This window comes from Microbulbifer maximicatervae (SeqCode) (assembly GCF_052467225.1).
The window spans coordinates 1875944-1900790 of record NZ_CP174303.1 but is presented as its reverse complement, the minus strand read 5'-3'; the positions used below and the strand labels follow the sequence as shown (position 1 = coordinate 1900790).

Annotated in this window: 24 protein-coding genes; 20 read left to right on the top strand and 4 right to left on the bottom strand. The window is 46.6% G+C overall.

Annotation, left to right across the window (positions count from 1 at the left end; all coding sequences use genetic code 11):
- Positions 1-40: 40 nt before the first annotated feature.
- A complete protein-coding gene (locus tag ACJJIZ_RS08290; protein WP_444894819.1) occupies positions 41-646 on the top strand; it encodes a hypothetical protein in 606 nt (201 codons plus the stop codon).
- On the opposite strand, the gene ttcA is transcribed toward ACJJIZ_RS08290, so the two are convergent.
- Both ttcA and ACJJIZ_RS08280 read right to left on the bottom strand, forming a co-directional pair.
- Positions 531-1448 carry a tRNA 2-thiocytidine(32) synthetase TtcA gene (gene ttcA / locus ACJJIZ_RS08285; protein WP_444894820.1) on the bottom strand — a complete coding sequence of 306 codons (918 nt, stop codon included), beginning with the start codon at positions 1446-1448 and terminating at the stop codon, positions 531-533. The genes ACJJIZ_RS08290 and ttcA overlap by 116 nt on opposite strands.
- Before the next feature lie 120 nt (positions 1449-1568).
- On the bottom strand, positions 1569-2237 hold the full coding sequence (locus ACJJIZ_RS08280; protein WP_282931664.1) for an arylesterase: 669 nt from the start codon (positions 2235-2237) through the stop codon (positions 1569-1571).
- A 45-nt stretch (positions 2238-2282) separates the two neighbouring features.
- On the opposite strand from ACJJIZ_RS08280, the gene ACJJIZ_RS08275 reads away from it, so the two are divergent.
- From ACJJIZ_RS08275 to ACJJIZ_RS08260, 4 genes are all read left to right on the top strand, one after another.
- On the top strand, positions 2283-3005 hold the full coding sequence (locus ACJJIZ_RS08275) for an ABC transporter ATP-binding protein (protein WP_444894675.1): 723 nt from the start codon (positions 2283-2285) through the stop codon (positions 3003-3005).
- Entirely contained in the window at positions 3005-5455 is a 2451-nt protein-coding gene (locus tag ACJJIZ_RS08270; RefSeq protein WP_444915806.1) for an ABC transporter permease, read from the top strand. Before ACJJIZ_RS08275 ends, ACJJIZ_RS08270 begins: the two co-directional genes overlap by 1 nt.
- A 7-nt stretch (positions 5456-5462) precedes the next feature.
- Positions 5463-6767: an adenosylmethionine--8-amino-7-oxononanoate transaminase gene (bioA, locus tag ACJJIZ_RS08265; RefSeq protein WP_444915805.1), complete on the top strand. Its 1305-nt coding sequence runs from the start codon at positions 5463-5465 to the stop codon at positions 6765-6767.
- A 404-nt stretch (positions 6768-7171) separates the two neighbouring features.
- Complete coding sequence (locus tag ACJJIZ_RS08260; protein WP_444915804.1) at positions 7172-7588, top strand: DUF6746 family protein; 417 nt, start codon at positions 7172-7174, stop codon at positions 7586-7588.
- A gap of 122 nt (positions 7589-7710) precedes the next feature.
- Here the strand turns inward: ACJJIZ_RS08260 and csrA are convergent, their stop codons facing one another.
- Positions 7711-7899, bottom strand: coding sequence for a carbon storage regulator CsrA (gene csrA, locus ACJJIZ_RS08255; RefSeq protein WP_444915803.1), 189 nt, complete (start codon positions 7897-7899; stop codon positions 7711-7713).
- Positions 7900-9509: 1610 nt separating this feature from the next.
- Here csrA and ACJJIZ_RS08250 point away from each other — a divergent pair.
- The 6 genes from ACJJIZ_RS08250 (at position 9510) to ACJJIZ_RS08225 (ending at position 14785) form a co-directional block, all read left to right on the top strand.
- On the top strand, positions 9510-9818 hold the full coding sequence (locus ACJJIZ_RS08250) for a transposase (protein ID WP_444895975.1): 309 nt from the start codon (positions 9510-9512) through the stop codon (positions 9816-9818).
- A gap of 8 nt (positions 9819-9826) precedes the next feature.
- Positions 9827-10672, top strand: a complete 846-nt coding sequence (locus ACJJIZ_RS08245; protein WP_282933833.1) for an IS3 family transposase — start codon at positions 9827-9829, stop codon at positions 10670-10672.
- Positions 10673-10743: 71 nt separating this feature from the next.
- Complete coding sequence (locus ACJJIZ_RS08240; RefSeq protein WP_444915802.1) at positions 10744-12624, top strand: NACHT domain-containing protein; 1881 nt, start codon at positions 10744-10746, stop codon at positions 12622-12624.
- A gap of 678 nt (positions 12625-13302) precedes the next feature.
- Positions 13303-13809 carry a hypothetical protein gene (locus ACJJIZ_RS08235; RefSeq protein ID WP_444915801.1) on the top strand — a complete coding sequence of 169 codons (507 nt, stop codon included), beginning with the start codon at positions 13303-13305 and terminating at the stop codon, positions 13807-13809.
- Between the two features lie 72 nt (positions 13810-13881).
- Positions 13882-14316: a hypothetical protein gene (locus tag ACJJIZ_RS08230; protein ID WP_444915800.1), complete on the top strand. Its 435-nt coding sequence runs from the start codon at positions 13882-13884 to the stop codon at positions 14314-14316.
- Between the two features lie 88 nt (positions 14317-14404).
- Entirely contained in the window at positions 14405-14785 is a 381-nt protein-coding gene (locus tag ACJJIZ_RS08225) for an energy transducer TonB (protein ID WP_444915799.1), read from the top strand.
- Positions 14786-15047: 262 nt separating this feature from the next.
- On the opposite strand, the gene ACJJIZ_RS08220 is transcribed toward ACJJIZ_RS08225, so the two are convergent.
- A complete protein-coding gene (locus tag ACJJIZ_RS08220; RefSeq protein ID WP_444915798.1) occupies positions 15048-15284 on the bottom strand; it encodes a hypothetical protein in 237 nt (78 codons plus the stop codon).
- Positions 15285-15763: 479 nt separating this feature from the next.
- Here ACJJIZ_RS08220 and ACJJIZ_RS08215 point away from each other — a divergent pair, with 479 nt between their 5' ends.
- From ACJJIZ_RS08215 to ACJJIZ_RS08175, 9 genes are all read left to right on the top strand, one after another.
- Positions 15764-16228: a hypothetical protein gene (locus ACJJIZ_RS08215; protein ID WP_143731023.1), complete on the top strand. Its 465-nt coding sequence runs from the start codon at positions 15764-15766 to the stop codon at positions 16226-16228.
- Entirely contained in the window at positions 16225-16518 is a 294-nt protein-coding gene (locus ACJJIZ_RS08210; RefSeq protein ID WP_444915797.1) for a hypothetical protein, read from the top strand. Before ACJJIZ_RS08215 ends, ACJJIZ_RS08210 begins: the two co-directional genes overlap by 4 nt.
- 589 nt (positions 16519-17107) lie before the next feature.
- Entirely contained in the window at positions 17108-17779 is a 672-nt protein-coding gene (locus ACJJIZ_RS08205; RefSeq protein ID WP_444915796.1) for a hypothetical protein, read from the top strand.
- Positions 17780-17859: 80 nt separating this feature from the next.
- A complete protein-coding gene (locus ACJJIZ_RS08200) occupies positions 17860-18534 on the top strand; it encodes a penicillin-insensitive murein endopeptidase (protein ID WP_444915795.1) in 675 nt (224 codons plus the stop codon).
- 758 nt (positions 18535-19292) lie between these two features.
- Positions 19293-19925: a DUF1294 domain-containing protein gene (locus tag ACJJIZ_RS08195; RefSeq protein WP_444915794.1), complete on the top strand. Its 633-nt coding sequence runs from the start codon at positions 19293-19295 to the stop codon at positions 19923-19925.
- 773 nt (positions 19926-20698) lie between these two features.
- A complete protein-coding gene (locus tag ACJJIZ_RS08190) occupies positions 20699-21217 on the top strand; it encodes a hypothetical protein (protein ID WP_444915793.1) in 519 nt (172 codons plus the stop codon).
- A gap of 132 nt (positions 21218-21349) precedes the next feature.
- Positions 21350-22285 (top strand): hypothetical protein, encoded by a 936-nt coding sequence (locus ACJJIZ_RS08185; protein WP_444915792.1) that lies wholly within the window; start codon positions 21350-21352, stop codon positions 22283-22285.
- 803 nt (positions 22286-23088) lie between these two features.
- A complete protein-coding gene (locus tag ACJJIZ_RS08180; protein WP_444915791.1) occupies positions 23089-23754 on the top strand; it encodes an AHH domain-containing protein in 666 nt (221 codons plus the stop codon).
- A gap of 2 nt (positions 23755-23756) precedes the next feature.
- Positions 23757-24281, top strand: coding sequence for a hypothetical protein (locus ACJJIZ_RS08175; protein ID WP_444915790.1), 525 nt, complete (start codon positions 23757-23759; stop codon positions 24279-24281).
- The last annotated feature ends 566 nt before the right edge of the window (positions 24282-24847 follow it).

The following is a 24847-nucleotide window of genomic DNA, read 5'->3' as shown; positions in this document are numbered from 1 at the left end:
CATATATGTTGGATACAACTACAGAAAAAAAGACAACACTATGGGCATTTGTCTGGACGAGCTCCGACTCCAGGTTATCCGTCCAACCCTCAAGCACTTGAGAGCCTGGAGCCAGGGCATGGAGAATCTCCTTCTGGGAACCGCTGCCCAGGAGTCGCAATTGGGCTTCCACCTCAAACAGGGACGGCGCCACGGGCTGGGTATTTACCAAATCCAGCCCCACACTCATCGGGAAATCTGGGATCAATACCTGATCGATCACCCAAGCCTCGCCTCAAAAGTGCGAGGGCTAGCGAGCCAGCGGGATTTTCTCGATCACCCCCACAGCGAACTGACCACCAACCTGCGCTATGCCACAGCTATCGCCTGGCTGATTTACAGGTCGGCCGAAGTCCACAAGATCCAGGACGAGGAAACCTCAGACGTGGCCAATATGGCGCGCCTCTGGCATCAGCACTTTCACCACGGGCCCAGTGCCAGTCCCCGGGACTTTGAATGCAGTTACGCGCAACTGGTCAGCGGTGCAGATCCTACAGATTCAGCGCCTCGATATACTGGGGCTCCACTTCCTGAGCATCCTCAGGCTCCCAAGAATTCACCTGGCGCTGGATTGAATGGTCAGGACGCTCGACAGCCGACGGCTTAGAGCGATCCAGTTCCAGACTCTCAAAATCGTAGAGGTCCCTGTCCGCCAATTGTGACGGGGACACCCGGGTAATCGCGGCGAAAATATTCTCGCTGCGGCCTGGGAATTTCTTATCCCACTCCCGCACCATCTGCTTGATCGCCTGGCGCTGAAGGTTCTCCTGGCTGCCGCACAGGTTGCACGGAATAATCGGGAACTGCTTGTACTCGGCGTACTGGGCGATGTCCTCTTCGCGGCAATAGGCGAGCGGACGGATCACGATATTGCGGCCATCGTCGGCGCGCAGTTTGGGCGGCATCGCCTTGAGGCGACCACCGTAAAACATATTCAGGAACAGGGTCTCGACGATATCGTCTTTGTGATGGCCCAGTGCCACCTTGGTGGCGCCAATTTCTTCAGCAAAGCCATACAGGGTGCCACGGCGCAGACGGGAACAGAGCCCGCAAGTGGTCTTGCCCTCAGGCACCACTTCCTTCACGACCGAGTAGGTATCCTTCTCGACAATATGGTGGGGAACACCCAGGGATTGCAGGTATTCCGGCAGGATATGCTCAGGGAAACCCGGCTGTTTCTGGTCCATATTGACCGCCACCAGTTCAAAGTTAACCGGCGCTGTCCTCTGCAAATTCAGCAGAACGTCCAGCATGGCATAGGAATCCTTACCGCCGGACAAACAGACCATAATCTTGTCGCCCTCTTCAATCATGTTGAAGTCGGCGATGGCGCGGCCCACATGGCGGCGCAGGCGCTTTTGCAGCTTATTAAACTCGAGCCGCTCGCGGCGGTTTTCCAATTCGGGCATGGTGTCTCTCTAACTCATTCGCGACCAGTGACCGGGCCCAGAGTACCGGCACAAAACCTTAAACTTTGGGACCAGAGCCAGGCTTTCCTGTTCCTGGGGGCGCGATTGTACGCATTTCGATCACGGAGTACACGACTCACCAGCCGCCTTCTCCCCCAGCAGGGACTTCACGCAGGGCCAGACATGATCCAGCAGGGCCGGCTGCGCCTTGGCGGTGGGGTGGATACCGTCGGATTGCATAGCGCCCTGCTCCAGGGCCACGGTTTCCAACAAGAAAGGCACCAGAGCGACCTCTTCGGCCTTGGCCACTTTGGGGAATACAGCGGCAAAAGCCTCGGTGTAAGCGCGACCGTAGTTGGGCGGGATACGCATCCCCAACAGCAGAACCTCCGCCCCAGAATCTTTAGCCAGCTTGACCATCTGCTGCAAATTGCGCTGCAAACTCTGGGGTGGGTAGCCGCGCAAACCATCGTTACCGCCCAACTCGACAATCAGCCACTGGGGGTTGTGCTCTTCCATCAGGCGCGGCAGCCGGGTCAGGCCGCCTGCGGAGGTCTCCCCACTGATACTGGCATTGACCACCTTCACCGGGCGCCCCTTCTCCTGCAAGCGCTCTTGCAACAGGTTGACCCAGCCCAGCTCCTCATCGATACCGTAGGCCGCACTTATGCTATCCCCTAATACGAGCAGAGTGCCGGGCTTATTGGCACTCAGTGCCAGATTGGGGACCGACAGCATCAGCACCAAGCCGAACCGAGTCAGTAACTGCCGAAAAAAGGCTGTTGTCATGTCATACTCTCCAAAAATCTCGCGTATCCGCAAAGGGAATACAGTATGTCCGCCATTCTCACGGCAGAAAACCTCTATCACAGGGTCTCCACCAGCGAAGGGCCACTGACCCTATTAAACAATATCTCCCTGAAAGTCGCCCGTGGCGAGAGCCTCGCAGTGACAGGGGCCTCAGGTTCCGGCAAGTCCACCCTGCTCGGCCTGCTGGCGGGACTGGACAAACCCACCGAGGGCAAGATCTGGCTGGCAGGCGACGAGATCACCGCCATGGACGAAGAGCAGCGCGCAGCAGTCCGCGCCCGCTGCGTGGGCTTTGTATTCCAGACTTTCCAACTGCTACCCGGCCTTACCGCCCTGGAAAATGTGATGCTACCGAGCGAATTGCGCGGTGAACGGGGCGCCGCCAAGCGGGCGGAAGAATTCCTCGCCCGGGTGGGCCTGGAGCAGCGACTGCGCCATTACCCGCGCCAGCTATCCGGCGGTGAGCAACAACGGGTGGCCATTGCCCGGGCCTTTGCCAGCTTTAGCAGCAAAGATGCCATCCTCTTTGCCGACGAACCCACCGGCAGCCTCGACGCCGGCAACGGTGCCAAAATTATCGACCTGCTGTTTAAACTCAACGAAGAGTCTGACACCACCCTGGTGCTGGTGACTCACGAACAGCGACTGGCAGAGCGCTGTGCCTCCCACCTGCATATGTCGGCTGGTGCCGTAGATACCTACGCTCCGCTTATCGACGGGGACAACCTGTCGGAGGTGTCCGCCTGATGCTGCCACTCAGACTGCTGTTCAGGGACTGGCGCGGTGGCGAGCTGGCGCTAATTGCCTCGGCCCTGGTTTTGGCTGTTACCTGTGTCACTGCGATCGCCCATTTCACCGACCGCCTTACCCGCGCCATGGAGCAGCAATCCCTCACCTTCCTGGCCGCAGAACGGGTGCTGCGCAGCAGTAAGCCTGTGGATAGCGCATGGCTGGAGGAAGCCGACAAAAAGGGATTGGAACAGGCCCAGATAGTCCAGTTTTCATCCATGATCTCCGCCAACGACCAGTTCCAGTTTGTCTCGGTCAAAGCTGTCGACAAAGGCTATCCATTGGTGGGACAACTGGAAATCAGCAAGTCCCCGGAAGGCCCTGGAGAAGTGGCACCACAAGGACCTCCCCCGGGAGAAGCCTGGGTGGAATCCCGTCTTCTACCTTTGATGGGAATCCAGCTCGGCGATCCTATCGCCCTCGGCGACACCCAATTAAAAGTGACAGCCATTCTGGAGCGGGAACCCGACCGGGGTACCAGCCTGTTTGATATGGGCGCGCGACTGCTAGCCAATACCGCCGACCTGCCCGCTGCAGGTGTCATCCAGCCCGGCAGCCGAGTGCGCTACCGCTACCTATTTGCCGGCGACGACCAAGTCCTGAAAGATTACTTTGACTGGCTTAAACCTCAACTGACTGAGCACCAGCGGATATTGGATCTGCGCGAAGGCCAGCCCCGGGTTGCCTCTGCCCTGGATAGAGCCGAGTCCTTCCTGTTTCTCGCCGCCAGCCTGGCCGTACTGCTCGCCAGCGTCGCCGTTGGCCTGGCAGCCAGACGCTACGGACTGCGCCACGGCGCCTACGTAGCCGTAATGAAAAGCCTCGGCGCCGGGCGCAACAAAATCCTCGGTATCTACCTGGGACAGCTGGCCGCCCTCACCCTGATTGCCACCGCTATCGGGCTGGCACTGGGCACCTTTATCCAGAGCCAGGCGGTCAACCTGATGGAAGGGTTCTTCCCGGTTCAACCCCCGGCCACCAGCTGGAGCCCTCTGCTCATTGGACTCGCCACCGGCCTCGCCTGCGCCCTGGGCTTCGCCCTGCCGCCACTTTTCCGTTTGGCTCGTACAGACCCAATGCAAACCCTGAGGCACGACTGGAGTAACCCGGACAGACGCGAATGGCTCGGGCTGATTCTCGGCCCCAGCGCCATGCTGCTCCTAATCTGGTGGCTGTCCGGCAGCCTGCTCATGACACTCGCCCTGTTTGTCGGCATGCTCCTGTTGGTAGCGGGCAGCGCCTTGGTTAACCGACTTTTGGTGCGCGGAAAGCTGGCCTCCCTGGGAGGCGCCTGGCGTATTGCCCTGGGCAGCCTGCAACGCCGCGCCGCATTTAACACATTATTGATTGCCGCTTTTGGCACCGGTTTATTGGCCATGCTGGCCATGGTCTTTGCCCGCACTGCCCTGGTGGATGAGTGGCGGATGCAATTGCCGGAAAAAGCCCCCAATCACTTCCTCCTGAATATCGCCCCTCACGATGTTCCAACCATGGAAAATATGCTGGCAGAGGGCGAGGTAAGCAGCACCGAGTTTTACCCCATGGTGCGCGGCCGTTTGGTAGCGATTAACGGCGTCTCGATTAAAGAGAAGAAAGATCGTCCCGGCGGCGTTCGCCGAGAATTGAACCTGAGCTACACCGATACCCTGGCGCCGGATAACCGTATTTTGGAAGGCGAGTGGTGGGACAAGGCCAGCGAAGGTGTTTCCGTAGAAGTGGAGCTGGCAGCCCAGCTGGAACTGTCACTGGGAGATCAGTTGCGCTTTTCCATCGGCGGACTGGAAGTAGAAGCCCCGGTAGCCAGCTTCCGCTCGCTGGACTGGAACAGCATGCGCCCCAACTTCTATATGATATTTGCACCGGGCACTATCGATGATTTCCCGGCTACCTATATCACCAGTTTTTACCTCCCACCGGAGGACAAGCTACTGGTCAACGACCTGGTTCGCGCCTTCCCCAGCGTCAGCGTGATAGAGCTGGATAAGATCATCCAGCGTATCCGCGACACCATTAACCAGGTGTCCTTTGCTATTGAATCGGTTATGGCCCTGATGCTGGTTGCCGGGGTCCTGGTATTAATTGCCGGGGTGCGCGCCAGTATCGCCGAGCGATTGCAGGAAGCGGCAATTATCCGCACACTGGGAGGCCGCAGGCGCTTGTTGCTGAGAAGCCTGATACTGGAATTTGGCCTGCTGGGTTTTGCCGCCGGTTTGCTCGCGGCTATCGGTGCCGAAGCCACCTTGGCCGTGCTGTCATATTGGGTCTTTGAACTGCCGGTGATATTGCACCCAGTCCTTTGGCTAACTGGACCACTCACCGGTGCAGTACTGGTGGGCACCGCCGGTACCCTGGCCTGTTACAGCTCGATCAGCCAGCCCCCGCTCAGAGTACTGCGCGAATTGGCCTAACTGATGAATGTCGGCTCTTGAAAATAAAGATTTAGTTTTTATGGACCTGGATTTCGATCGCAAACATATTTGGCACCCCTACTCCTCCCTGATCGACCCGCCTCCGGTATACCCTGTGACGCGGGCCGAAGGGGTACGTATTTACCTGGAAGACGGGCGCGGCCTGATCGACGGTATGTCCTCCTGGTGGAGCGCCCTGCACGGCTACAATGTGCCCGAGCTAAACCAGGCCATGCGCGAGCAGATGGACAAGATGTCCCATGTGATGTTCGGGGGTTTAACTCACGAACCGGCGATCGAGCTGTGCAAGAAATTAGTGGAAATCACTCCAGCTGGCCTCAACCGGGTATTTCTTGCTGACTCCGGTTCAGTGTCTGTGGAAGTGGCTATCAAGATGGCCGTGCAATACTGGCACTCCCATGGCAAACCCCAAAAGAACCGCCTGCTGGCCCTACGTAACGGTTACCACGGTGATACTTTCGGGGCCATGGCCACCTGTGATCCGGTCACCGGAATGCATCATTTGTTCTCCGAGCATCTGAACCAGCACCAGTTTGCACCCGCTCCGCAAACACCATTTGGCAGTACCTGTAGTGACAGTGATATCGCCGAACTGCGCCAGCAAGTGGAAGAGAACCGCAATCAACTGGCTGCGATTATTTTAGAGCCCATCGTCCAGGGTGCCGGCGGCATGCGTTTTTATTCTGCCGATTATTTGTGCCGGGTGCGCGAACTCTGCAACGAGCACGACGTACTGCTGATCGCCGATGAAATCGCCACCGGCTTTGGCCGCAGCGGCAAAATGTTTGCCTGTGAGCACGCCGATATCACCCCCGATATCCTCACCCTGGGCAAAGCCCTCACCGGCGGCACCATGACCCTCGCCGCCGCCCTCTGTACCGATAAAGTGGCCGAAGGTATTTGCCAGGGAGAAGCCGGTGTGTTTATGCACGGCCCCACTTTTATGGGTAACCCCCTGGCTTGTTCCGTCGCTAACGCCAGCATCCAATTGTTACTCAACAGTCCTTGGCAGGAGCGAGTAACTGCGATCGAACAGCAGCTGACCGAACAGCTAGCCCCATTAAAATCTGCACCGGGTGTCGCTGATGTTCGAGCCCTTGGAGCAATTGGCGTGGTGGAAATGCGCGAGCCGGTAAATACGGCAAAGGTGCAGGAAGCTCTAATCGAACGCGGAGTTTGGCTTCGCCCCTTCGGCAAACTGGTCTACGCCATGCCGCCCTATGTGATTTCGGAAGAAGATCTCAGCCAATTAACTTCGGCAATGGTTGATGTACTGGGAGAGATTTCCTAGCCTCCGTACCAATTAATTTGTGAAGCCGGTCTCAATAATCCCGAACTAACCGACTCATCCTATAAATAACCTTCTCTTTGCTACCGCGAAGAGAGGGTTAACAGATCGAATTCCATAACACGGAGGCGCCACTTCCGGGCTAAAAACCTCCGTTGCCCCTCCCCAGCGCATCCTTTCCAGATTCAATTTTCTTATTCCTTACAAATTTCGATCAGCTTGATAGCAATTTTTACGCGAAGTGTTTTGAGCACCTAAAAATTCCTGTATCATGAATGTTAATGATAGTTATCCTCATTTACGATAGCGATCAAAGTGGCCAGAATGATCACTGATAAATGTTAGGCATTCACCTCGCCCGATCAATGCCTTATCAACCCTTAGCGTTTGGGCGTTAGAGAGGAAAAATGAAAACTTTAATTGCGTTACTTTTTGCTGTTACTTTTGCTACCACTGCTCAAGCTAGCCCTGCATCAGACGAAAAGCCCATCCAGCATCTCAAAGTAGCGGACGTTACTTCTATGGAGGATGCCAAGAAGATTTTCATTGAGAAAACAGCAGAAATTAAAAGCAAGCAAAAGCTGAATCCTGCTGAACTTCACCAGATTCATGTCATCACCTACACCCTCGAAAAAAGTGTTGAGTACTTCGCTGAGAACCTGAAAGGTGAAAGACAGAAGCTGGCAAAAGACATCGCCGTTGTTGTGGAGAACATCCACATTAACTCCGAAAACAACCGCCCAGAAAAAACCCGCAAGGATCTGAATCACTACTTTAAATTAGCAGAAAAGTTTGAAGCTGGATTTAAGCATAAACATCACTAATACAGATCACTTCCGAGCTTAACCTGTCTCTATCCGCAGCGAAAGGCTCAACTGAAAGCGCTAACTAACAGTAGTTAGCGCTTTCATAGCAACACCACCCCGCCACAATCTCCATCAACTACTCAACGATTCCCACTGACCAGATTTCCTTCCTGTCTGATCCGCACATAAATCTCCTCGCGGTGTACTGGTAGAGATTTTGGAGCAATTATTCCTATCTTTACCTGATTGCCCTTAACTCCTAATACAGTGATTGAGACATTCGCTCCAATCCATAAGTTTTCGCCTGTACGGCGCTTTAAGATCAACATATTGGTTTCCTACTGATACTCAAACCATGGATAGACCTTCCACAAAGGGAAAGCTTGAATAGAAATGTTTTGAGTAACTACGAGGAGGTGCGCGAGAACGGTAGGCATAGAAAAAGAAAAGGCAGACGCAACGCCCCCAGGGCCTGGGGAATCTCTCCAAGCCGCTGATTGTGCTCCACTTTATTGAAGACGAGCGGGTTTCTAGCGTACTATGCATATAGCCATCTTGATAGGACTGTTATCAATTTGGTTAGCTGGCCCCAGGTGTTCCAGCACCTTGGGTCAGCGCCTTTTACTTATTCTTACTTCACGCTACCGTTCTCCTTTTGAGGGGTTGGTTTTTAGAAAATTCTTGGGTTCTTGATTCTCTCGGTACTCTTGAACCGAGCTGCTTTGATTATTGGCTTTAGATGGACTCTTAATCGCGGCCAAAATACCAATAAATATCTATCGATTTTACGTGGCTTTGACACTAAAACAATCCTAATAAAATCTAATAAGATTATTTTTGTGCCTATATTTTTAAATGTTATTTATTAGAAGAATTTCAGTTGCCCATAAAAATAGCTGATTAAATTGGCACTCTTCACCCGTTCTCACCTTAGAGTCCAAAGCGATAGATCATCAATACCGCCACTAGCAATGTCTTTCTTGTATCAATAGAAAAACTCTCTCGCTCGCCTAAGTATCTTGCAAGCTTTGAAGATATTGCTGGAGGTTTAGGTGACCACCCTATTGTCGGTAGCAGTGCTGTTTCCATCCCGTACCTATACCTATGACCTGAGAAACTCGGCACGATAGTTCATATTTACAAATATGTTGACCCAGAATGTCCATAAAGCGCTTTGGTTTAACAGATGGGTTTGAGCAAATATCATCCATAACGCTATCTTTTTGCTGTTTTTTGTGAATTTCGTTGTTTTTCCACACTGCCAATATCCAAGATCAAGAACAGCTGTACATATCCACAGCAAGATAAACGTTAACTTATTGATTTTGAACGACATACGACTGTGAGCAAAAGAAACAAAATAGCGGGATATAATGCAGCCGGTAATATATCCACTGGAGCAACTCTCCGTCATTGTTGACCAACATATTAATTTATATGTTTTCTGTTTAGAGCGGTCACCCATTATTGGGACATGTTAACAACATGATAGTATGCCGCTGCTTTTGAATACACAGTTTAGTTCCAAAATATATGAATCAATAATAATGATGTCTGATGAAAGATGTTAAAGGATTAAATCTAAAGGATCGCTTCATTTTGCATTAACTAGGGGTCTAATTGGGGAAGCTTCCTTCCATTTTTCCAAAATTTCCATCAAAGAAGATAGCCAATAACCAATTCATTTTCACTATTAACGCATTGTGGTCATCAACAGGTAGCTTGGCTTTCGAATATCTTTTGGAGAGTATAAACTGGCCTTCTAATGAGCCAAGGTACAATGGGGCTAGCGCTTAACAAACAACTGCATTTGGTTCTGGCTTGCGCCCTCAACCAGACTCGCTTCGGTCGCCTATGAACCGGGCGTTAGATATAAGACTTACCCACGTTTAGTAGACACCCTGTATAGTTAGGTTTAGGCCTAACACGGAGGTGTATTATGGGTAAGAAAAGAACTCAGGCGTATACGGAGGAGTTCCGCAGAGAAGCAGTTAAGAGAGCGGAAAAGCCTGGAGCAACAACGGCTTCTGTGGCGCGAGAGCTAGGCGTCAGCGCACAGCAGATCTACAACTGGCGTCGTCAATTTAATCGACTGTCTGATAAGCAGTTCAATAGTTTAGACGGTGTCGACTATTCCAAACAGGAAAGCGCTGAAGTTCGCAAACTCAAGAAGGAGCTGCATGAAGCTCGTCAGGAGGTTGAGTTTCTAAAAAAGGCAGCTGCGTACTTTGCGAACCACCAAGAGTAAAGTACGCATTGATACAAGAGCATGTAGGGTCATTCCCGGTTAGCTTGATGTGTCGGTGTTTAGAAGTCTCAAGATCGGGTTATTATCGATGGCGGGGGCGATTGCCATCTGCTCGCACGATTAGAGAGATACGAACAATCGAGAAAATCCGAGAGACGTTTGTTGAGTTTAAAGGTCGTTATGGCGCGCCTAGAATTGCTTGCGAGCTTCAAGAGTTAGGTGAGCCATGCTCGCGGAACTACGTCGCTAAGCTTATGCAGCAGGAACATATTAAAGCGAGAAACGGCAAAGGCTTTCGATATAGTCAGCCCGTAGAGGGGAGCATTAACGTCTCCGCCAACTTACTTAAGCGTTGCTTTGATGTGGATCGACCAAATTGCCGCTGGACCAGTGACATTACGTATATCTGGGTTCTGGATAGGTGGCTATACCTCGCGGTAGTTATGGATCTGTACTCTCGACGTATTGTAGGTTGGGCATTCGACTCGCAGATGACCGATGAATTGACACGTCGAGCATTGAAAATGGCCCTAGAGCGACGACCAATAAAGCCTGGACTGCTAGTTCACTCTGACAGGGGTGTGCAATATCGATCGCAGAAATACCAGGATCTCTTGTCCGAAAGCAAGTGCAAACCGAGTATGAGTCGCCAGGCTAACTGTTGGGATAATGCGGCAATGGAATCATTCTTTAGCAGGCTAAAAGTCGAACTGGTCTATGCCGGAACATTCGAAAGCGAAGAGCAAGCAAAATCTGAGGTGTTTGAATACATTGAGATTTTCTACAATAGGGTTCGTAGGCACTCTGCATTGGGCTATGTAAGTCCAGCAGAGTATGAACGAAAATACGCATAGTTAGAGTGTCTACTTTTTGTGGGCAAGACCAATATTCAACAAATATTTAAGTCATCACAAGGGTTAGAAAAATGGGAATTATTGAAGGGATTGCAATCAAAGGGCTCACAACATTAACGACAACCCTTGTTAAAAAATTTGTTGAATTAGGCTGGAATAATGTTGCCAAGGAATTTGAACAGACATTCAATAAAGACGATCTGATTGCTTTCTGTAAAGCGTGCGATGAATACGTCAATATTAGAACCTTATACTCAAGCCAAAAAGATGTATTTATAGATGACGTCTATGTTCCTCTATTTATGACTCCAATTGAAAACAAAAAGAATGAGTACGAAATTTCAAACCTCAGCTTTTATAATGAAGGTATAACAAGCATTATAGGGAAAGCAGGGCAAGGGAAATCAACATTTTTAAGAAAAATGATGATAAATGAGCTTAAGAGCGGCGGAACAATACCGATTTTTTTTGAATTAAAATACATCAAGTCAGATACCCCCTTACTTTCTCAACTCACTGAGTGGTTTGAGAGACACAATCTAAAAGCTTCAGAAAAAACACTTAATAGATTATTTAAAGAGGGGCACATAAAACTATTTCTTGATGGCTTTGATGAAATACACCCTAAGTTGCACGACGATGCACTTTCAAAAATTAAAGATATCTCTAGAAGCTACCCTAAAACAACGGTGATTGTTACAACAAGGCCCGACACACTAATTACTACGGAGCCATTTATAAGCAACTTTATCGTTAAAGATTTAACAACCAATAATGTTCGACAGTTGTTTATGAATATTTCCAACAAGGATGAAGAGCAGACTGAAGAGGCCATGCAACAAATAGAAGAGTATCCGCATATAAAAGAAATAACAAAAACACCAATATTGGCTATTCTTCTATTTATCACATATAGGGCATGGTCAAAAATTCCAGATAACTTGTCAGACTTTTACAAGAAAATATTTATCACTTTGTTGACCCATCATGATTCTCTTAAACCAGGAAAGAAAATAGACAGGGGCATTGATATACCTCTTAATGATCATCAAATTGAAGATATTTTTGGCATCTTCTGTTTCATGACATTCAGTGAAGATATGTCAGCTTTTAGCATTAGAGAAGCATCTGAGCTTATGGAAAAGGCGTTAGAAACAGAGTGCTATGACTATGTCAACCCAGACAACCTAGTAGATATCATCAAGAAATGTACAGGTATACTATGTAGTGATGGCTATGATGTATTGACATTTTCACATAAATCGCTTCAAGAATATTACACTGCAACTTATATTAAAGAGCAAAGTATTCACGATAAAAGGAATTTTTATAAGTCTGTAAAATGCTCGGAACAGGAGAGAAAATATGGTGCAGTTCTCAACTTTCTAAAAGCCGTAGATACAACTCATTATACTACCTACTATTATATTCCTTGTTTCAAAGAAATGTTTAAAACAGACAATGTTAAACCCAAGCTTACACAGGAAGTAATCTGCCAAGGAGTTAAGAATTTAGCAAATACAGTTTCAGTACCATTCACCATTTCTAAAGAAATGGAAAGCAGCAAGGATCTAGACCCCAAAAAACATTCAATAGGTGTTCGTCTAGAAGCCAAAGAAAACACAAGCACATATTTCTACATGCAACTAATGCAGGCCGTTATAATAGGTCTAATTCAGAGTAATATATATTTTGATTTTGTAGATGAGAATATTGATCTAATAAAGCAGAGAACTGAAATCAATGAGGAGTATGAAATCTCCCTAAACTCATTATTAACTAAAATTCCTGAAGAAGATAGCCAGAAATTCTACAACTTCCTGGAAGGTGCTGTAGAAGAATTCTTTTCAAAAGAGTATGAATATTTGATAGCCAGACTTAAGAAAAAGAAACAACCAAGTTTGTTGAATAAAGTTTTTAAAAACAAAAACAAAAAAGAAATTATCACATGACGATTTTGTAATATAAATATAAATCAGCTAGCAGGTAGTTTCTAACCACCTGCTCCCACACAACCTATCGTATGGATACCCAATATGCGGCTCCCTATCTTATTCAACGATCACGTAACGAGATCAAGCAGTCACGCTGACAGCTTCAAGCTAACCAGATATACCCAGATAAGAACGTGAACTTTCAATACACGACTACAGCATTAGCTCGGCTCATTAGCCACATAGCTACGGTATCCTTGGTCACCTCGCCTCCAGGCTAAGCCTAATATGATGTTTTTGTTTGTCAGCTCGCAGTTTTGCTAGCGACTTCCTCCCCACAAGACCTCACTGTATTGCAGTTGCCATTCGATAGTAGTTAGCATTTAATGGAACTCATTAAATGGTGATCTCTCTACAGGAGACTTTCACCCCATTAGTTCACGCCCATGCTGGGCGTACCGAGTCCAGCCAGTGAGTCGCAGACAAGCTGCGCTCCTACTGGCAGCGTTCAGGCTGTAGAAAAACTAATATATGTCTTTGCCTCCTTAGAGGTGATCAAATATTAACCATAAATGGTGATTTTATGTGAATTCTGATTTAGCTTTCACTGATGAGTAGGCTATTTTTCACGTAGAAGCACAGTACGAAAAGAGGGCTGAGTTTTTCTACAGCCTCGTTATGCATTTTCGGAAAGTTATGTTCAAAAAAATTAGAGTCAGATTTCCAGATATCTCGGTATTCTTGGTTTTTTTAGTTCTCATTGCACTATTGCCAATAGTACTCTTGGCCACTCCATTTTTTCTAATATCTGCAAGAAGACAAGAGAAGGCGCTAGAAGAGGAATATAAAAAATTCTTGTTAGCACACGAAGGCAGTGAGATATTTTGTTATACGAATCGCGGTAACTCGGTAAACCTGATCGGAGAATTTGTGCTGCCGCAACTACCCAAGGGCACCCACATCGTTAAACTGGAAGGTAAAAAGGTTTGTACAAACCTTAATGAAAACTACATTTCATTTATGCTATATCAGTTAAATGAAGTTGGATTCCCTAATGTAATCAAAATATCCAATGGTTCTATTGTAGATTTATCGCTCAAAAAGAAGGTGTACTCTGCCATAAACCAAAGTAAAGTAGAAACCTTATCTGGCATTGTAATCTCGGGTCTAAATCATGTACGAGAGAGTGCAAGAAATGCATAACAAAACGCGCCATGAACACCTGCGGCTGGACCTCCATTTCGGCCCATGCGCTCAGCGTTATAAGAGCAGATCGTGAGCAAAATTGAACAAAAGTACAATGAAGGGCTTTGTAGAATTGAATCAGGTATATTTTTTACTACTGATCAATTTCACCGAATTTACTTTGATTCAAAGCGTGGCTACTACCCAGGGAATTTGGAGGCCTTATCTTCGCTGGTAACTGAGAATGGTGAAGATTGGTGGTTCACAACAATAGCTCAAGAAGAGGTTAGGAAAGGAGAGTTCGTCGCTATTGTAGGAGGAGGCTCATATGAAGGTGAAGGTTTTGTCGCTTTGAAAAAAGGGACTAATCTTCAGTGGATAATGCACCTTGAAAGCAGTGAGGTTTTTACGGAAGTGGAAATTAAGAAAGATGTCGTTATCGCTTACGCAAACAGCTTTCCACATAAAAATACACTCACAGTTCCGATTGATTCGCCTAAGGATTTTACTTTTGTTGAGCAGTGAATCTTATAACAATCGCAGGCTGTCGGAACGCATTTCCGCTCCTTCGACGCTACAAGGCGTCCGCAGCTACGGGCGTTAGGCTGTACCCATGAAGCAAGCGCTACTTTTATTAACAGTATTTTTCAGTCAACTGGTTGGGGCTGAAGAGGACGTATATTTAATTACAAGAGAAAGTGATTTCTGTGCGGGAAAAGCCTTAAATCCCGATCATTGCCAAGACAATGGAATGTGTTATCACTTCAAAAAAACGCCAATATATCCTTTGGATGCACTAAAGAAAGGAATTGAGGGGTTTGCTAAAGTAAAATTTGATACAGACCCAAAAGGTTGCACTATTAATCACAAGGTTTATGCCTCTAGTCCTGCGGGTGTATTTGATCAAGCGGCAATTGATGCTATAAAAAATTACCAATATTCTGGCGGGGCCAAGGGTATTGTTGAAACAGTTACATTCAGTATTCAAAAATAAGCCTAACAAGGTGGTGTTGTCGCCTTCGACTGGGACCTTCGTTCCGCTGGTGCTCCACTCCGGCCCCAAACCACGGAGCAACACTAGGACACCCATAGATTGAAAGATAACATTGAAAATAGTATAGGCCTTCCACCTTGACGGCCATTTATCCTAGCCTGATGTAGGGCAAGGTGAAATACTGAAAAATTATGCTTGAGGTTTGAAAATTGCGCGATTTTGACCAAACCAGAAGGAATAGTATCGAAAGGTTGGAAGGGAATTAGGAAGGGTTTGCCGAAAGGAAACGTTGGCAGTCGCCTATGCCATGTACCCAACGTTTATTGAGCTGAATGCAGGCTTGCCGTACAGCTTCTGCTGATCCCACCAGGCCTTTAAAGCGGCTTTCAAAGTTCCGATTAAGATAAAACCAGTATTTTGCTGAGATTCCCAGCCGCTCAAGGATAGGGGGCATGTTTTGAGAAATGGCACCGATCGGTTTGAGAGCTACATCGGCCATAAAGTATGGTTTGCTAAATCGGAGCTAGCGGGTTGGGCCTACTTATGAGTTAGCGGCCACACTGACAGCTTCACAGCAACAAGCTAAACAGATCTCCCCAGATAAGAACGTGAACTTTCACAACACAACTGCATCATTGACCCTACCCGTTAGATCACCCGGCTTCGGTGTCCTTGGCCACCCCGCCTCCAGGCTGAGCCTTATAAGATGTTTCTGTTCGTCAGCTCGCAGTTTGCTAGCGGCGTCCTCCCCACAAGACCTCGCAGTATTGCAGTTGCCATTCGCTAGTAGTTAGCATTTAATGGAATCCATTAAACGGTGATCCTCCTGCAGGGGACTTTCACCCCAGTAGTTCACGCTCATGCTGGGCGTACCAGGTAGCAGCAATACGCAGCCTTTGGCTCTCGGACTCAGTACAATGTGCTTCACGGTTGAGGCAAGCATTAGAGTTGATTAAGTAGTTCACATGGAATGTATGTATGGAACAGTTTAAAACCGTAGAGAATTTAAGGGAATATATAAGTAAACTTGGCCCTTTCTATGCACGTCCTACAGAGGCTGGAGCACACCCAACTCTCTATAGAAATAGCAATGATGCATCTATCATTAGTGGCGTTAGAAAACGTGATTATCTTTTCTCACAAGATGAGCGCTGGGTTTTACCACATCCACAAATGGGACTCTCATTCTCGGCGCACTGGCAGCATTTAAAGCGCATCTATAGAATGAAGAAAAAGGTGACAAAAGGCCTTCCTATTAATGTATTTTGGGTAATTGAAAAAGCAGATATACCGAATGGTTTAGAATTTTCACCTGACCCCAAAGATAAGAAACACTACCTGCTTGTAGTTACTGAAAGAATGAGGGTTGAAGACTTGGTAAGTAAGTTAACTTGGGTTGCTGATCGGATGTCAGTAATTAAAGAGGCTCAAGACGCATTATGATTGAATATAAATACCCAGAAGAACGCGAGATCCTTATTCACTACGCTGAAAAGATGGAGAATGAAACTGCACTAGATATTCTTAAGAGAGGCGTAGTTTCTAATCGAGAGCAGGCAGTAGCTCTTTCTCAATTCTATTGGGGAATGATAGACGTTGCTGCTGATGATCAAGGTTCTGGATTCCCTCTGCTGGAGAAAGAAGGAATCGAGCAGTGGATGGAGTATATTTTTCACTCTCTGAATGGCTACTTAGTGAGTAATGGCTATGAAGAAGAGTGGGATCAAGAGTAAGGCTCTGAATCGGGTAGCCGGTAATATCTAGCTACCGGCCCCCACAGCACCCATCGTGCAGGTCCACAATGGGCAGCTCCCTATCTGTAATAAATTTCTACTCAACATCACTACTGTGTTTAACCACATTTTTTAACCCACGATAGTGGCTAGCGGGTTGGACCTATTTATGAGTCAGCGGCCACATGAAAGCTTCATAGCAGCAAGCTAAACAGATCTCCCCAGATAAGGACGTGAACTTTCACTACACAATTGTATCATTTACTTTACCCTTTAGATCACATGGCTTCGGTGCCCTTAGCCACCTCGCCTCCAGCCTAAGCGTTATGATATTCCTGTTCATCAGCTTGCAGTTTTTCTAGCGGCTTCTCTCCGCAAGACCTCGTGGTGTTGCAGTTGCCTTTCACTAGTAGTTAGCATTTAATGGAACCCATTAAATGCTGATCTTCCTACAGAGGACTTTCACCCCATTAGTTCACACCCATGCTGAGCGTACCAAGGCTAGGCAAAAACATTACGCTACGCTCTATTGGACACCGCATCCGCGGCGCCTTTACTAGCGGCGTTATGACTCCACAGGGATCGAAGAATGATCACCAAGAAATATACCCTAATTGCAATGTCTGTCGTGCTGACTGCGTGCGCGGGTGTCACTGAGCCGATAAAGTTTAAAGCTTCTAGTGTCTTAACAGAGGACTATTATCACGCCACCAAAGTAACAAATGGTGTTGTCCTGCTAGACGTAAACTGGGGGCGTTGGTGGGACTGTGGAGGCTATGAAAATGCGCAACTCATTAGCATGGCATTCGATAAGCTACCAATGAGCTCTATCAATAATGAAGCCGAGCCAGCCCTTGTACTGCATAGCCCTTCACGCTTGGCTGTTGATCCAGTGTTTACAAATTATGCTTACTCTCTAGAGCCCGGAGAATATGCGATCAGCGCCTTTAGCATCAAGGCAGCAAAGTCTGTATCCAATGTAGGTTTTCTTACGGCGCAACGAGATAAACTGTATTCTGCTGGCAAACCCGTTGGTGGTACATTCACAGTTAAGCCGGGCGAGGCCGTTTTTATTGGCAACTTTTACCTAGATTGCGCTTATGGTCCAACATTATGGCGGTATCACTCAGATGGTAGGGAGGCATTCGATGATCAGGTCAAAGAGTACGCTAGCCGCTTCCCTTACCTCGATCTAACTAATGTGCAATTCCGCTTGTTTAAAACAAAAGAATTCGGCAATGACTATAAGCTCGTGCCATGAATTGGCTCCCTGTCATAACAAATTGCGCAAGCGGGACAAAGTGCTGCGCACTTCGCCCCCTCGCAAGGCGATAGCACCACATGAACATAAAGTATCTTTTATTAATTACATTTTTGTTTCCGCTGATAGCTTTGGCTGAAACCAGCACATGCTTTGGGACGACTTCCAATGGCAGCCTTACTAATGGAGTGAAACTGCCATCCGAAGGGGAAAACTACGTAGGCTATAGCACTATAGCGAGATTGACTGGTCGTACCTACGTTCATTCAGAAGTAAGAGATATCATAGTATCTGCATATAAAGACTTAGAAACTGAACAGCCAACAAAGGTCTACAAATACGCAGAAACAGGATTTAAGGATGGTGGCCAATTCAAGCCTCATAAAACCCACAGAAATGGACTTTCAGTTGATTTCATGACTCCAGTAAAGGATAAGAATGGAAAATCAGTCCATTTGCCAACAAACGCATTAAATAAGTTGGGTTACAATATCGAGTTTGATGCTAATGATCATTATGATGGCATGTACATTGATTACGAAGCGATTGCAGCTCATGTTGTAGCTTTACACAAACAAGCCAAGGAACATGGGCATGATTTATGGCGAGTGATTTTCGACCCAAAATTACAGCCAAATTTATATAAGACAAAGTATGCGCAGTATTTGAAGGAATATATCCAGTTTTCCAAAAAACGGTCGTGGGTCAGGCATGATGAACACTACCATGTTGATTTTGCTATACCGTGCAAATAACAGTGCTAAATCGGGTAGCCGGTAGTTTTTAGCTACCGGCCCTCACATCACCCATCATGCAGGTCCGCTATGGGCGGTTCCCTATCCGCAATGAATCTCTACCCAACGATAGCGTCGAGCAGCTCTTCATTTGAGTTGCGTGTCATGGCAGTACGCTACCTCAACTTACCCGACTGGAAACATATCGGTAGGATAGCCCTGTCTTTTAACTCGTGGATTTTGGGTTCAGGCCTTCACCCTGTCCAAGGTATTAATCTTGGCATTTGGCTACTACGCCGTCGGCTGACTTCTGTTTAATCACCTTGATCATTACTGACCGAGGCGCTGCTGTGTCCCACCACTCTTGTCTACCCCTCGATGGTGGCTAGTGGGTTGGGCCTACTTATGAGTCAGCGGCCACGTTAACAGCTTCATAGCAGCAAGCTAAACAGGTCCCCCCAGATAAGAAGGTGAACTTTCACTACACAACTGCGTCATTTACTTTACCCGTTAGATCACCCGGCTTCGGTGTCCTTGGCCGCCTCACTTTCAGGCTAAGCCTTATATGATGTTTCTGTCCGTCAGTTCCTAGTTTTGCTAGCGACTTCCTCCCCACAAGACCTCACGGTGTTGCAGTTGCCATTCGCTAGTAGTTAGCATTTAATGGGACTCATTAAACGGTGATCTTCCTACAGAGGACTTTCACCCCATTAGTTCACGCCCATGCTGGGCGTACCAAGCGTAGGTACGGGCGTTAGCCATCAGGTTCGAGAGGGAGCATGCAGCTTCAAGGTAAAGTAGTAAATTGGAATGATGATAAAGGCTTCGGTTTTGTTGAGCCTAATGGTGGAGGCGATCGTGCTTTTGTTCACATTAAAGCTTTTAAGCCTCGTTCACGTAGGCCTATTAATGGTGAAGTCATCATCTACGAACTAGTCAGAGAAAATAGTAATCGGTTTAAAGCTACAAATATCAAATTTGCTCGAGATACTGAATCTTCAAGTAATCGAAGCAAAGCTAACGGTGGTGGCAACTTTGGTGTACCTTTTATAATAGTTTTTTGTATTGGCCTTTCGACATCGATCGTTGTCGGTAAATTACCGTTAATCGTTGCTGGCTTGTATGTTGCAATGAGTTTAATAACATTTATCGCTTACGCAATTGATAAGTCCGCTGCTCAAAATGGGCGTTGGAGAACAAAAGAAAGTACATTACATTTGTTTTCTACATTTGGTGGTTGGCCTGGTGCTTACTTTGCTCAAAACAAGTTACGTCACAAGTCGAGTAAAAAAGAATTTAAAAGTGTTTATTGGGTAACTGTCTTTTTGAATTTAGGTGGCTTAATTTGGCTTCATACTGAAAAAGGAACAAAGTTCCTTAATAACACAGTTGTTCCATTATTGAATGGCTAAATCAGGTAGCCGGTAGCTTTTAACTACCGGTCCCCACACCACCCATCGTGCGGGTCCGCAATGGGCGGTTCCCTATCCGTAATGAAGCTCTACCCAACGATAGTCTCGAGCAGATCTTCATTTGAGTCGAGTGTCATGGCAGTGCGCTACATCAACTTTAACCGACTGGAAACATATCAGTAGGCTAGCCCTGTCTTTTAACTCGTGGATTTTGGGTTCAGGCCTTCACCGTATCCAAGGTATTAATCTTGGCATTAGGCTACTATGCCGTCGGCTGACTTCTGTTCAATCACCTTGGCCATTACTGGCCGAGGCGCTGCTGTGTTCCACCAATTTTGTTTACCCCCGCGATGGTGGCTAGCGGGCTGGGCCTACTTATGAGTCAGCGGCCACGCTGACAGCTTTACAGCAGCAGGTTGAACAGATCTCCCCAGATAAGAACGTGAACATTCACTACACAACTGCATCATTTACTCTACCCGTTAGATCACATGGCTTCGGTGTCCTTGGCCACCTCGCCTCCAGGCTAAGCCTTATATGATGTTTCTGTCCGTCAGCTCGTAGTTTTGCTAGCGGCTTCCTCCCCACAAGACCTCACGGTATTGCAGTTGCCATTCGCTAGTAGTTAGCATTTAATGAAGTCCATTAAACGGTGATCTCCTACAGGAGACTTTCACCCCATTAGTTCACGCCCATGCTGGGCGTACCAAAGCCAGCCAGGGGGACGTTACCGCCCCTGCTGGCAAGCGTTAGGCATTTACAAGGAAGATGACATGGCATTAAAAAAATTCAGCACTGAAATAACTTCGGCAAATGGAATATTTGGAATTATCGGTGTTTTAGCTGCAATAGGTTTTGGAGCCTATGGGCTGTCTCAAAATAATACACAGCCGGAACTTGAAGTACGACTCTCGAATATAAGTGACACTCGATACCTGCATATTTCAAATAGCGGAAATTCCACCTGCTTAGATCTTAAAATATCTTACAATGACGTTTTTTCGTCCGTATACAGCATTCTCAACTATGAAGAGTCAAGTATTTCAAATGCATCGGCATCCAAGGGGGTTATATCTGTTCCTGCCAGAGCTAGAGTAAATGTGGCGAAATGTACAGACAAACATTGCGTGATCGAAGCTGGTTCATTGTTGGTGGATAAAACCTACACAATAGAGGTTGTACCGTGGGTTCAGAAGCCCTTAGGTTTTCCTAATGGTGACCCGAAGACATCAGAGGTTACTGTTTCATGTGGTGCCGATTACCAAAAGGTATCAGTACCTCTGCATGCCTAACAATGCGCTGCGGACCGACGTCTAACTTTATACGCTTTGTGCGCGGTCGCTACGCTCCGATTTTGCATGTAAAGCGCATTAAGTTAGCCACGGCTGAGCGCGACGTTATTTAAAAAACTAGAACTGTGATCTATGGATAGAGAAGAGTATAAAATTAGAGTGCTGTCTCCGATAGGTGTATATCCAAATAGGGATCTAATCTTTGATGATTGCGCATTCTTTAAAGACGAAGATATTTGCTTTTCAATTAGTAGATTTCATGAATATGATATTGATGATGGAGATGAATATTACAGCGAGGTTGAGTGGCTTAATCCAACAGAAGCTAGGCTATACGGCATAGTAAACCTAGCGACAGATAAACACGAGGGCTACTCGATGTTTTATCCATTCCCAAAAACAGAGTCAATTTCGCTTTCATTACAAGAGTATCAATCTCCAAACCTTAAAGAAATTATTAAGTCTTTTCTTTTAGATATATTTAACGTGCCTTGTGTTAAGCATCCAAATTCAGGGCACCAGATTCCAAACTACTACTTAAACTGCCACGATATTCCGTTACCTACGATAATAGGAGATAGAGAATATAGGCTTGTGGAAAAGGGAATCAATTTTGAGCTAATTGATCAACTATATAACGACTTTGATATAAATAATAACTTGATCGTTAGAGGAGTTACTGCGTTATTGAAGTCTAGAATGCTCCATGAGCATTATCAATTTGCAGAGCAATCTATAAATACGCTTTTTATAGCTATGGAAGTATCCTATCGATTAGTCTTGGGCATTCTCTCTGCGCAAGGAAATAAGAACCCATCATCTAAAGAAGCTATGCATCATTTACATGATGTCTTTAATGACCCATATAAACTAGATTCATACTTCGAAGAATATTACCAAAATAGAATCAAAGCATTTCATCCAGAAAGTCGTTTTGGTATTTATCCGCATGCTCCACACTGCCAAGATGATTACTATCACCTTTACAGGGATATGAATGAGCTTTATTGTTATTTGATAAGCGGGTATGTAAACCCAATTTATAGTGAAAAAGCAGCAGTGAGATAAATACATAAATCGGGTAGCCGGTGATTTTTAGCTACCGGCCCCCACACCACCCATCGTGCGGGTCCGCAATAGGCGGTTCCCTATCCGTAATGAATCTCTACCCAACGATAGCGTCGAGCAGCTCTTCATTTGAGTTGCGTGTCATGGCAGTGCGCTACTTCAACTTTAACCGACTGGAAACATATCAGTAGGCTAGCCCTGTCTTTCAACTCGTGGATTTAGGTTCAGGCCTTCACCCTTTCCAAGGTATTAATCTTGGCATTTGGCTACTATGCCGTCTGCTGACTTCTGTTTAATCACCCTACTCATTACTGAGCGGAGCGCTGCTGTGTTCCGCCATTTTTTCTATCCCCGCGATGGTGGCTAGCGAGTTGGGCCTATTTATGAGTCAGCGGCCACGCTGACAGCTTCACAGCGGCAAGTTAAACAGATCTCCCCAGATAAGAACGTGAACTTTCACTACACAACTGCATCATTTACTCTACCCGTTAGATCACATGGCTTCGGTGTCCTTGGCACCCCGCCTCCAGGCTGATCCTTATAAGATGTTTCTGTTCGTCAGCTCGCAGTTTTACTAGCGGCTTCTCTCTGCAAGACCTCGCGATGCTGCAGTTGCCATTCACTAGTAGTTAGCATTTAATGGAGTCCATTAAATGGTGATCTCTCTAGAGGAGACTTTCACCCCATTAGTTCACGCTCATGCTGGGCATACCAAGTAAAGGCAGCGGACAGCTAAAGCTGCGCGCCGCCTTTAGGCGTTAAATGCTCCCAAAATATCAACATCAGAGTTCAAGGAAAGCAAGGTGTTCAAAACAAGAAATATACTTCAAAGGACTATCGATTCTGCCATTCAAGGGTATGGCAAAAGGCCATGGAAGAATGAAGCTGAAAAGGATGCGTATATTAGGCATGAAATATCACATATAAAATCAATCGTAAAGCTTCAAACACAATTGGACAAATATCAATCTGAAGCATCAAGTCTCGATGCAGAAGAATTAATGAACGAAGAAGCAAGCTCTGCAAAACTTGGTAAAAACATGAGAGCATCTGGAAAGCCAAAACCAAATTATAGGTGGGATGCGCATCACATAGTCAGTGGATCTCATAATGAAGCTGCCGCATTACGCGGAATAATTGCTTTGTTAAAACTACGAATAGACGACCCTAATAATGGTGTTTGGCTTCCGCGCAGAACGGCTGATACAGGTCAAAATCCCTACCCAAGAGCAGTTCCTCATAGTAGAATACATCGTCAAAATTACTATGACTGGCTTAATGAATCTCTTTTGCATATACGGGATTTAAGCACATTTATTACTACACTAAATGTGATTGAAAATATGCTGCTGACAGCTAATTTCCCTAAAAAGGTAATGCTTGTAAAAGGAGATAAAAGGGCTAGTCTTGCAGAGTATCAAGAGCCCTTCTGGGATGGTACACCTTGGAAAAGTGTTGGTAGGATATAAAAGTGTCAGTCTACAAAGTAACCTTTCAGGAAAAAGCTCCACGAATAAACATAGATGTGCCAACAATGATGAAGACACTTGGTGGTTTCAAGTTTGTCTTTGACGGCACTCCTCGAGAGGAAATTTGGAAAAAATTCACAGCGTCGCTCTTTAACAATGAAGAAATTGCAACTGACTTAGGAGAATGGCAAAGAAATATATGCTTTAACTTAAAAGCATATAATGCTCTTCATTTGAATCTTGACAGATATGGTGAGTTTCTGCCAATAGATCTTTCTGGAGAAACGTGGTTTATTTTCAATATAACCCACAGTATTGAAGCTGATTTAACAAAAAGTTCAAAAGAAATAATCGATGGAAAAGAATCTTCATATGTGAAAGAGATTTCTTTTAATCCATCTCCTGAAGATCTTATCTTCAAAACAAGCTATGATGGGTTCATGGGAATTTATTGCCAAAAGGGTTTTATAGATCTAATTAATGGCCATTCAGGGTTAGAATTCAATGAAGATCTACGAGCAATCTGAACCACTCATTTAAATCGGGTAGCCGGTAGTTTCTAATTGCCGGCCCCCGCACCATCCATCGTGCGGGTCCGCAATGGGCGGCTCCCTATCCATATTGAATCTCTACCCAACGATAGCGTCGAGCAGCTCTTCATTTGAGTTGAGTATCATGGCAGTGCGCTACCTCAACTTATCCGACTGGAAACATATCAGTAGGCTAGCCCTGTCTTTTAACTCCTGGATTTTGGGTTCAGGCCTTCACCCTGTCCACGGTATTAATCTTGGCATTTGGCTACTATGCCGTCGGTGACTTCTGTTTAATTACCTTGATCATTACTAACCGAGGCGCCGCTGTGTTCCACCAATTTTGTTTACTCCCACGATGGTGGTTAGCGGGCTGGGCCTACTTATGAGTCAGCGGCCACGCTGACAGCTTCATAGCAGCAAGTTAAACAGATCTCCCCAGATAAGAACGTGAACTTTCAATGCACGACTACATCATTAGCTACATAGCTGCGGCACCCTTAGCCACCTCGCCTCCAAGCTAAGCCTTATATGATGTTTCTGTTCGTCAGATCGTAGTTTTG

Coding starts and splice junctions, on each gene's coding strand:
- ACJJIZ_RS08290 (WP_444894819.1), top strand. CDS start 41: ATGGGCATTTGTCTGGACGAGCTCCGACTCCAGGTTATCCGTCCAACC.
- ttcA (WP_444894820.1), bottom strand. CDS start 1,448: ATGCCCGAATTGGAAAACCGCCGCGAGCGGCTCGAGTTTAATAAGCTG.
- ACJJIZ_RS08280 (WP_282931664.1), bottom strand. CDS start 2,237: ATGACAACAGCCTTTTTTCGGCAGTTACTGACTCGGTTCGGCTTGGTG.
- ACJJIZ_RS08275 (WP_444894675.1), top strand. CDS start 2,283: ATGTCCGCCATTCTCACGGCAGAAAACCTCTATCACAGGGTCTCCACC.
- ACJJIZ_RS08270 (WP_444915806.1), top strand. CDS start 3,005: ATGCTGCCACTCAGACTGCTGTTCAGGGACTGGCGCGGTGGCGAGCTG.
- bioA (WP_444915805.1), top strand. CDS start 5,463: ATGTCGGCTCTTGAAAATAAAGATTTAGTTTTTATGGACCTGGATTTC.
- ACJJIZ_RS08260 (WP_444915804.1), top strand. CDS start 7,172: ATGAAAACTTTAATTGCGTTACTTTTTGCTGTTACTTTTGCTACCACT.
- csrA (WP_444915803.1), bottom strand. CDS start 7,899: ATGTTGATCTTAAAGCGCCGTACAGGCGAAAACTTATGGATTGGAGCG.
- ACJJIZ_RS08250 (WP_444895975.1), top strand. CDS start 9,510: ATGGGTAAGAAAAGAACTCAGGCGTATACGGAGGAGTTCCGCAGAGAA.
- ACJJIZ_RS08240 (WP_444915802.1), top strand. CDS start 10,744: ATGGGAATTATTGAAGGGATTGCAATCAAAGGGCTCACAACATTAACG.
- ACJJIZ_RS08235 (WP_444915801.1), top strand. CDS start 13,303: ATGTTCAAAAAAATTAGAGTCAGATTTCCAGATATCTCGGTATTCTTG.
- ACJJIZ_RS08225 (WP_444915799.1), top strand. CDS start 14,405: ATGAAGCAAGCGCTACTTTTATTAACAGTATTTTTCAGTCAACTGGTT.
- ACJJIZ_RS08220 (WP_444915798.1), bottom strand. CDS start 15,284: ATGGCCGATGTAGCTCTCAAACCGATCGGTGCCATTTCTCAAAACATG.
- ACJJIZ_RS08215 (WP_143731023.1), top strand. CDS start 15,764: ATGGAACAGTTTAAAACCGTAGAGAATTTAAGGGAATATATAAGTAAA.
- ACJJIZ_RS08210 (WP_444915797.1), top strand. CDS start 16,225: ATGATTGAATATAAATACCCAGAAGAACGCGAGATCCTTATTCACTAC.
- ACJJIZ_RS08205 (WP_444915796.1), top strand. CDS start 17,108: ATGATCACCAAGAAATATACCCTAATTGCAATGTCTGTCGTGCTGACT.
- ACJJIZ_RS08200 (WP_444915795.1), top strand. CDS start 17,860: ATGAACATAAAGTATCTTTTATTAATTACATTTTTGTTTCCGCTGATA.
- ACJJIZ_RS08195 (WP_444915794.1), top strand. CDS start 19,293: ATGCAGCTTCAAGGTAAAGTAGTAAATTGGAATGATGATAAAGGCTTC.
- ACJJIZ_RS08190 (WP_444915793.1), top strand. CDS start 20,699: ATGGCATTAAAAAAATTCAGCACTGAAATAACTTCGGCAAATGGAATA.
- ACJJIZ_RS08185 (WP_444915792.1), top strand. CDS start 21,350: ATGGATAGAGAAGAGTATAAAATTAGAGTGCTGTCTCCGATAGGTGTA.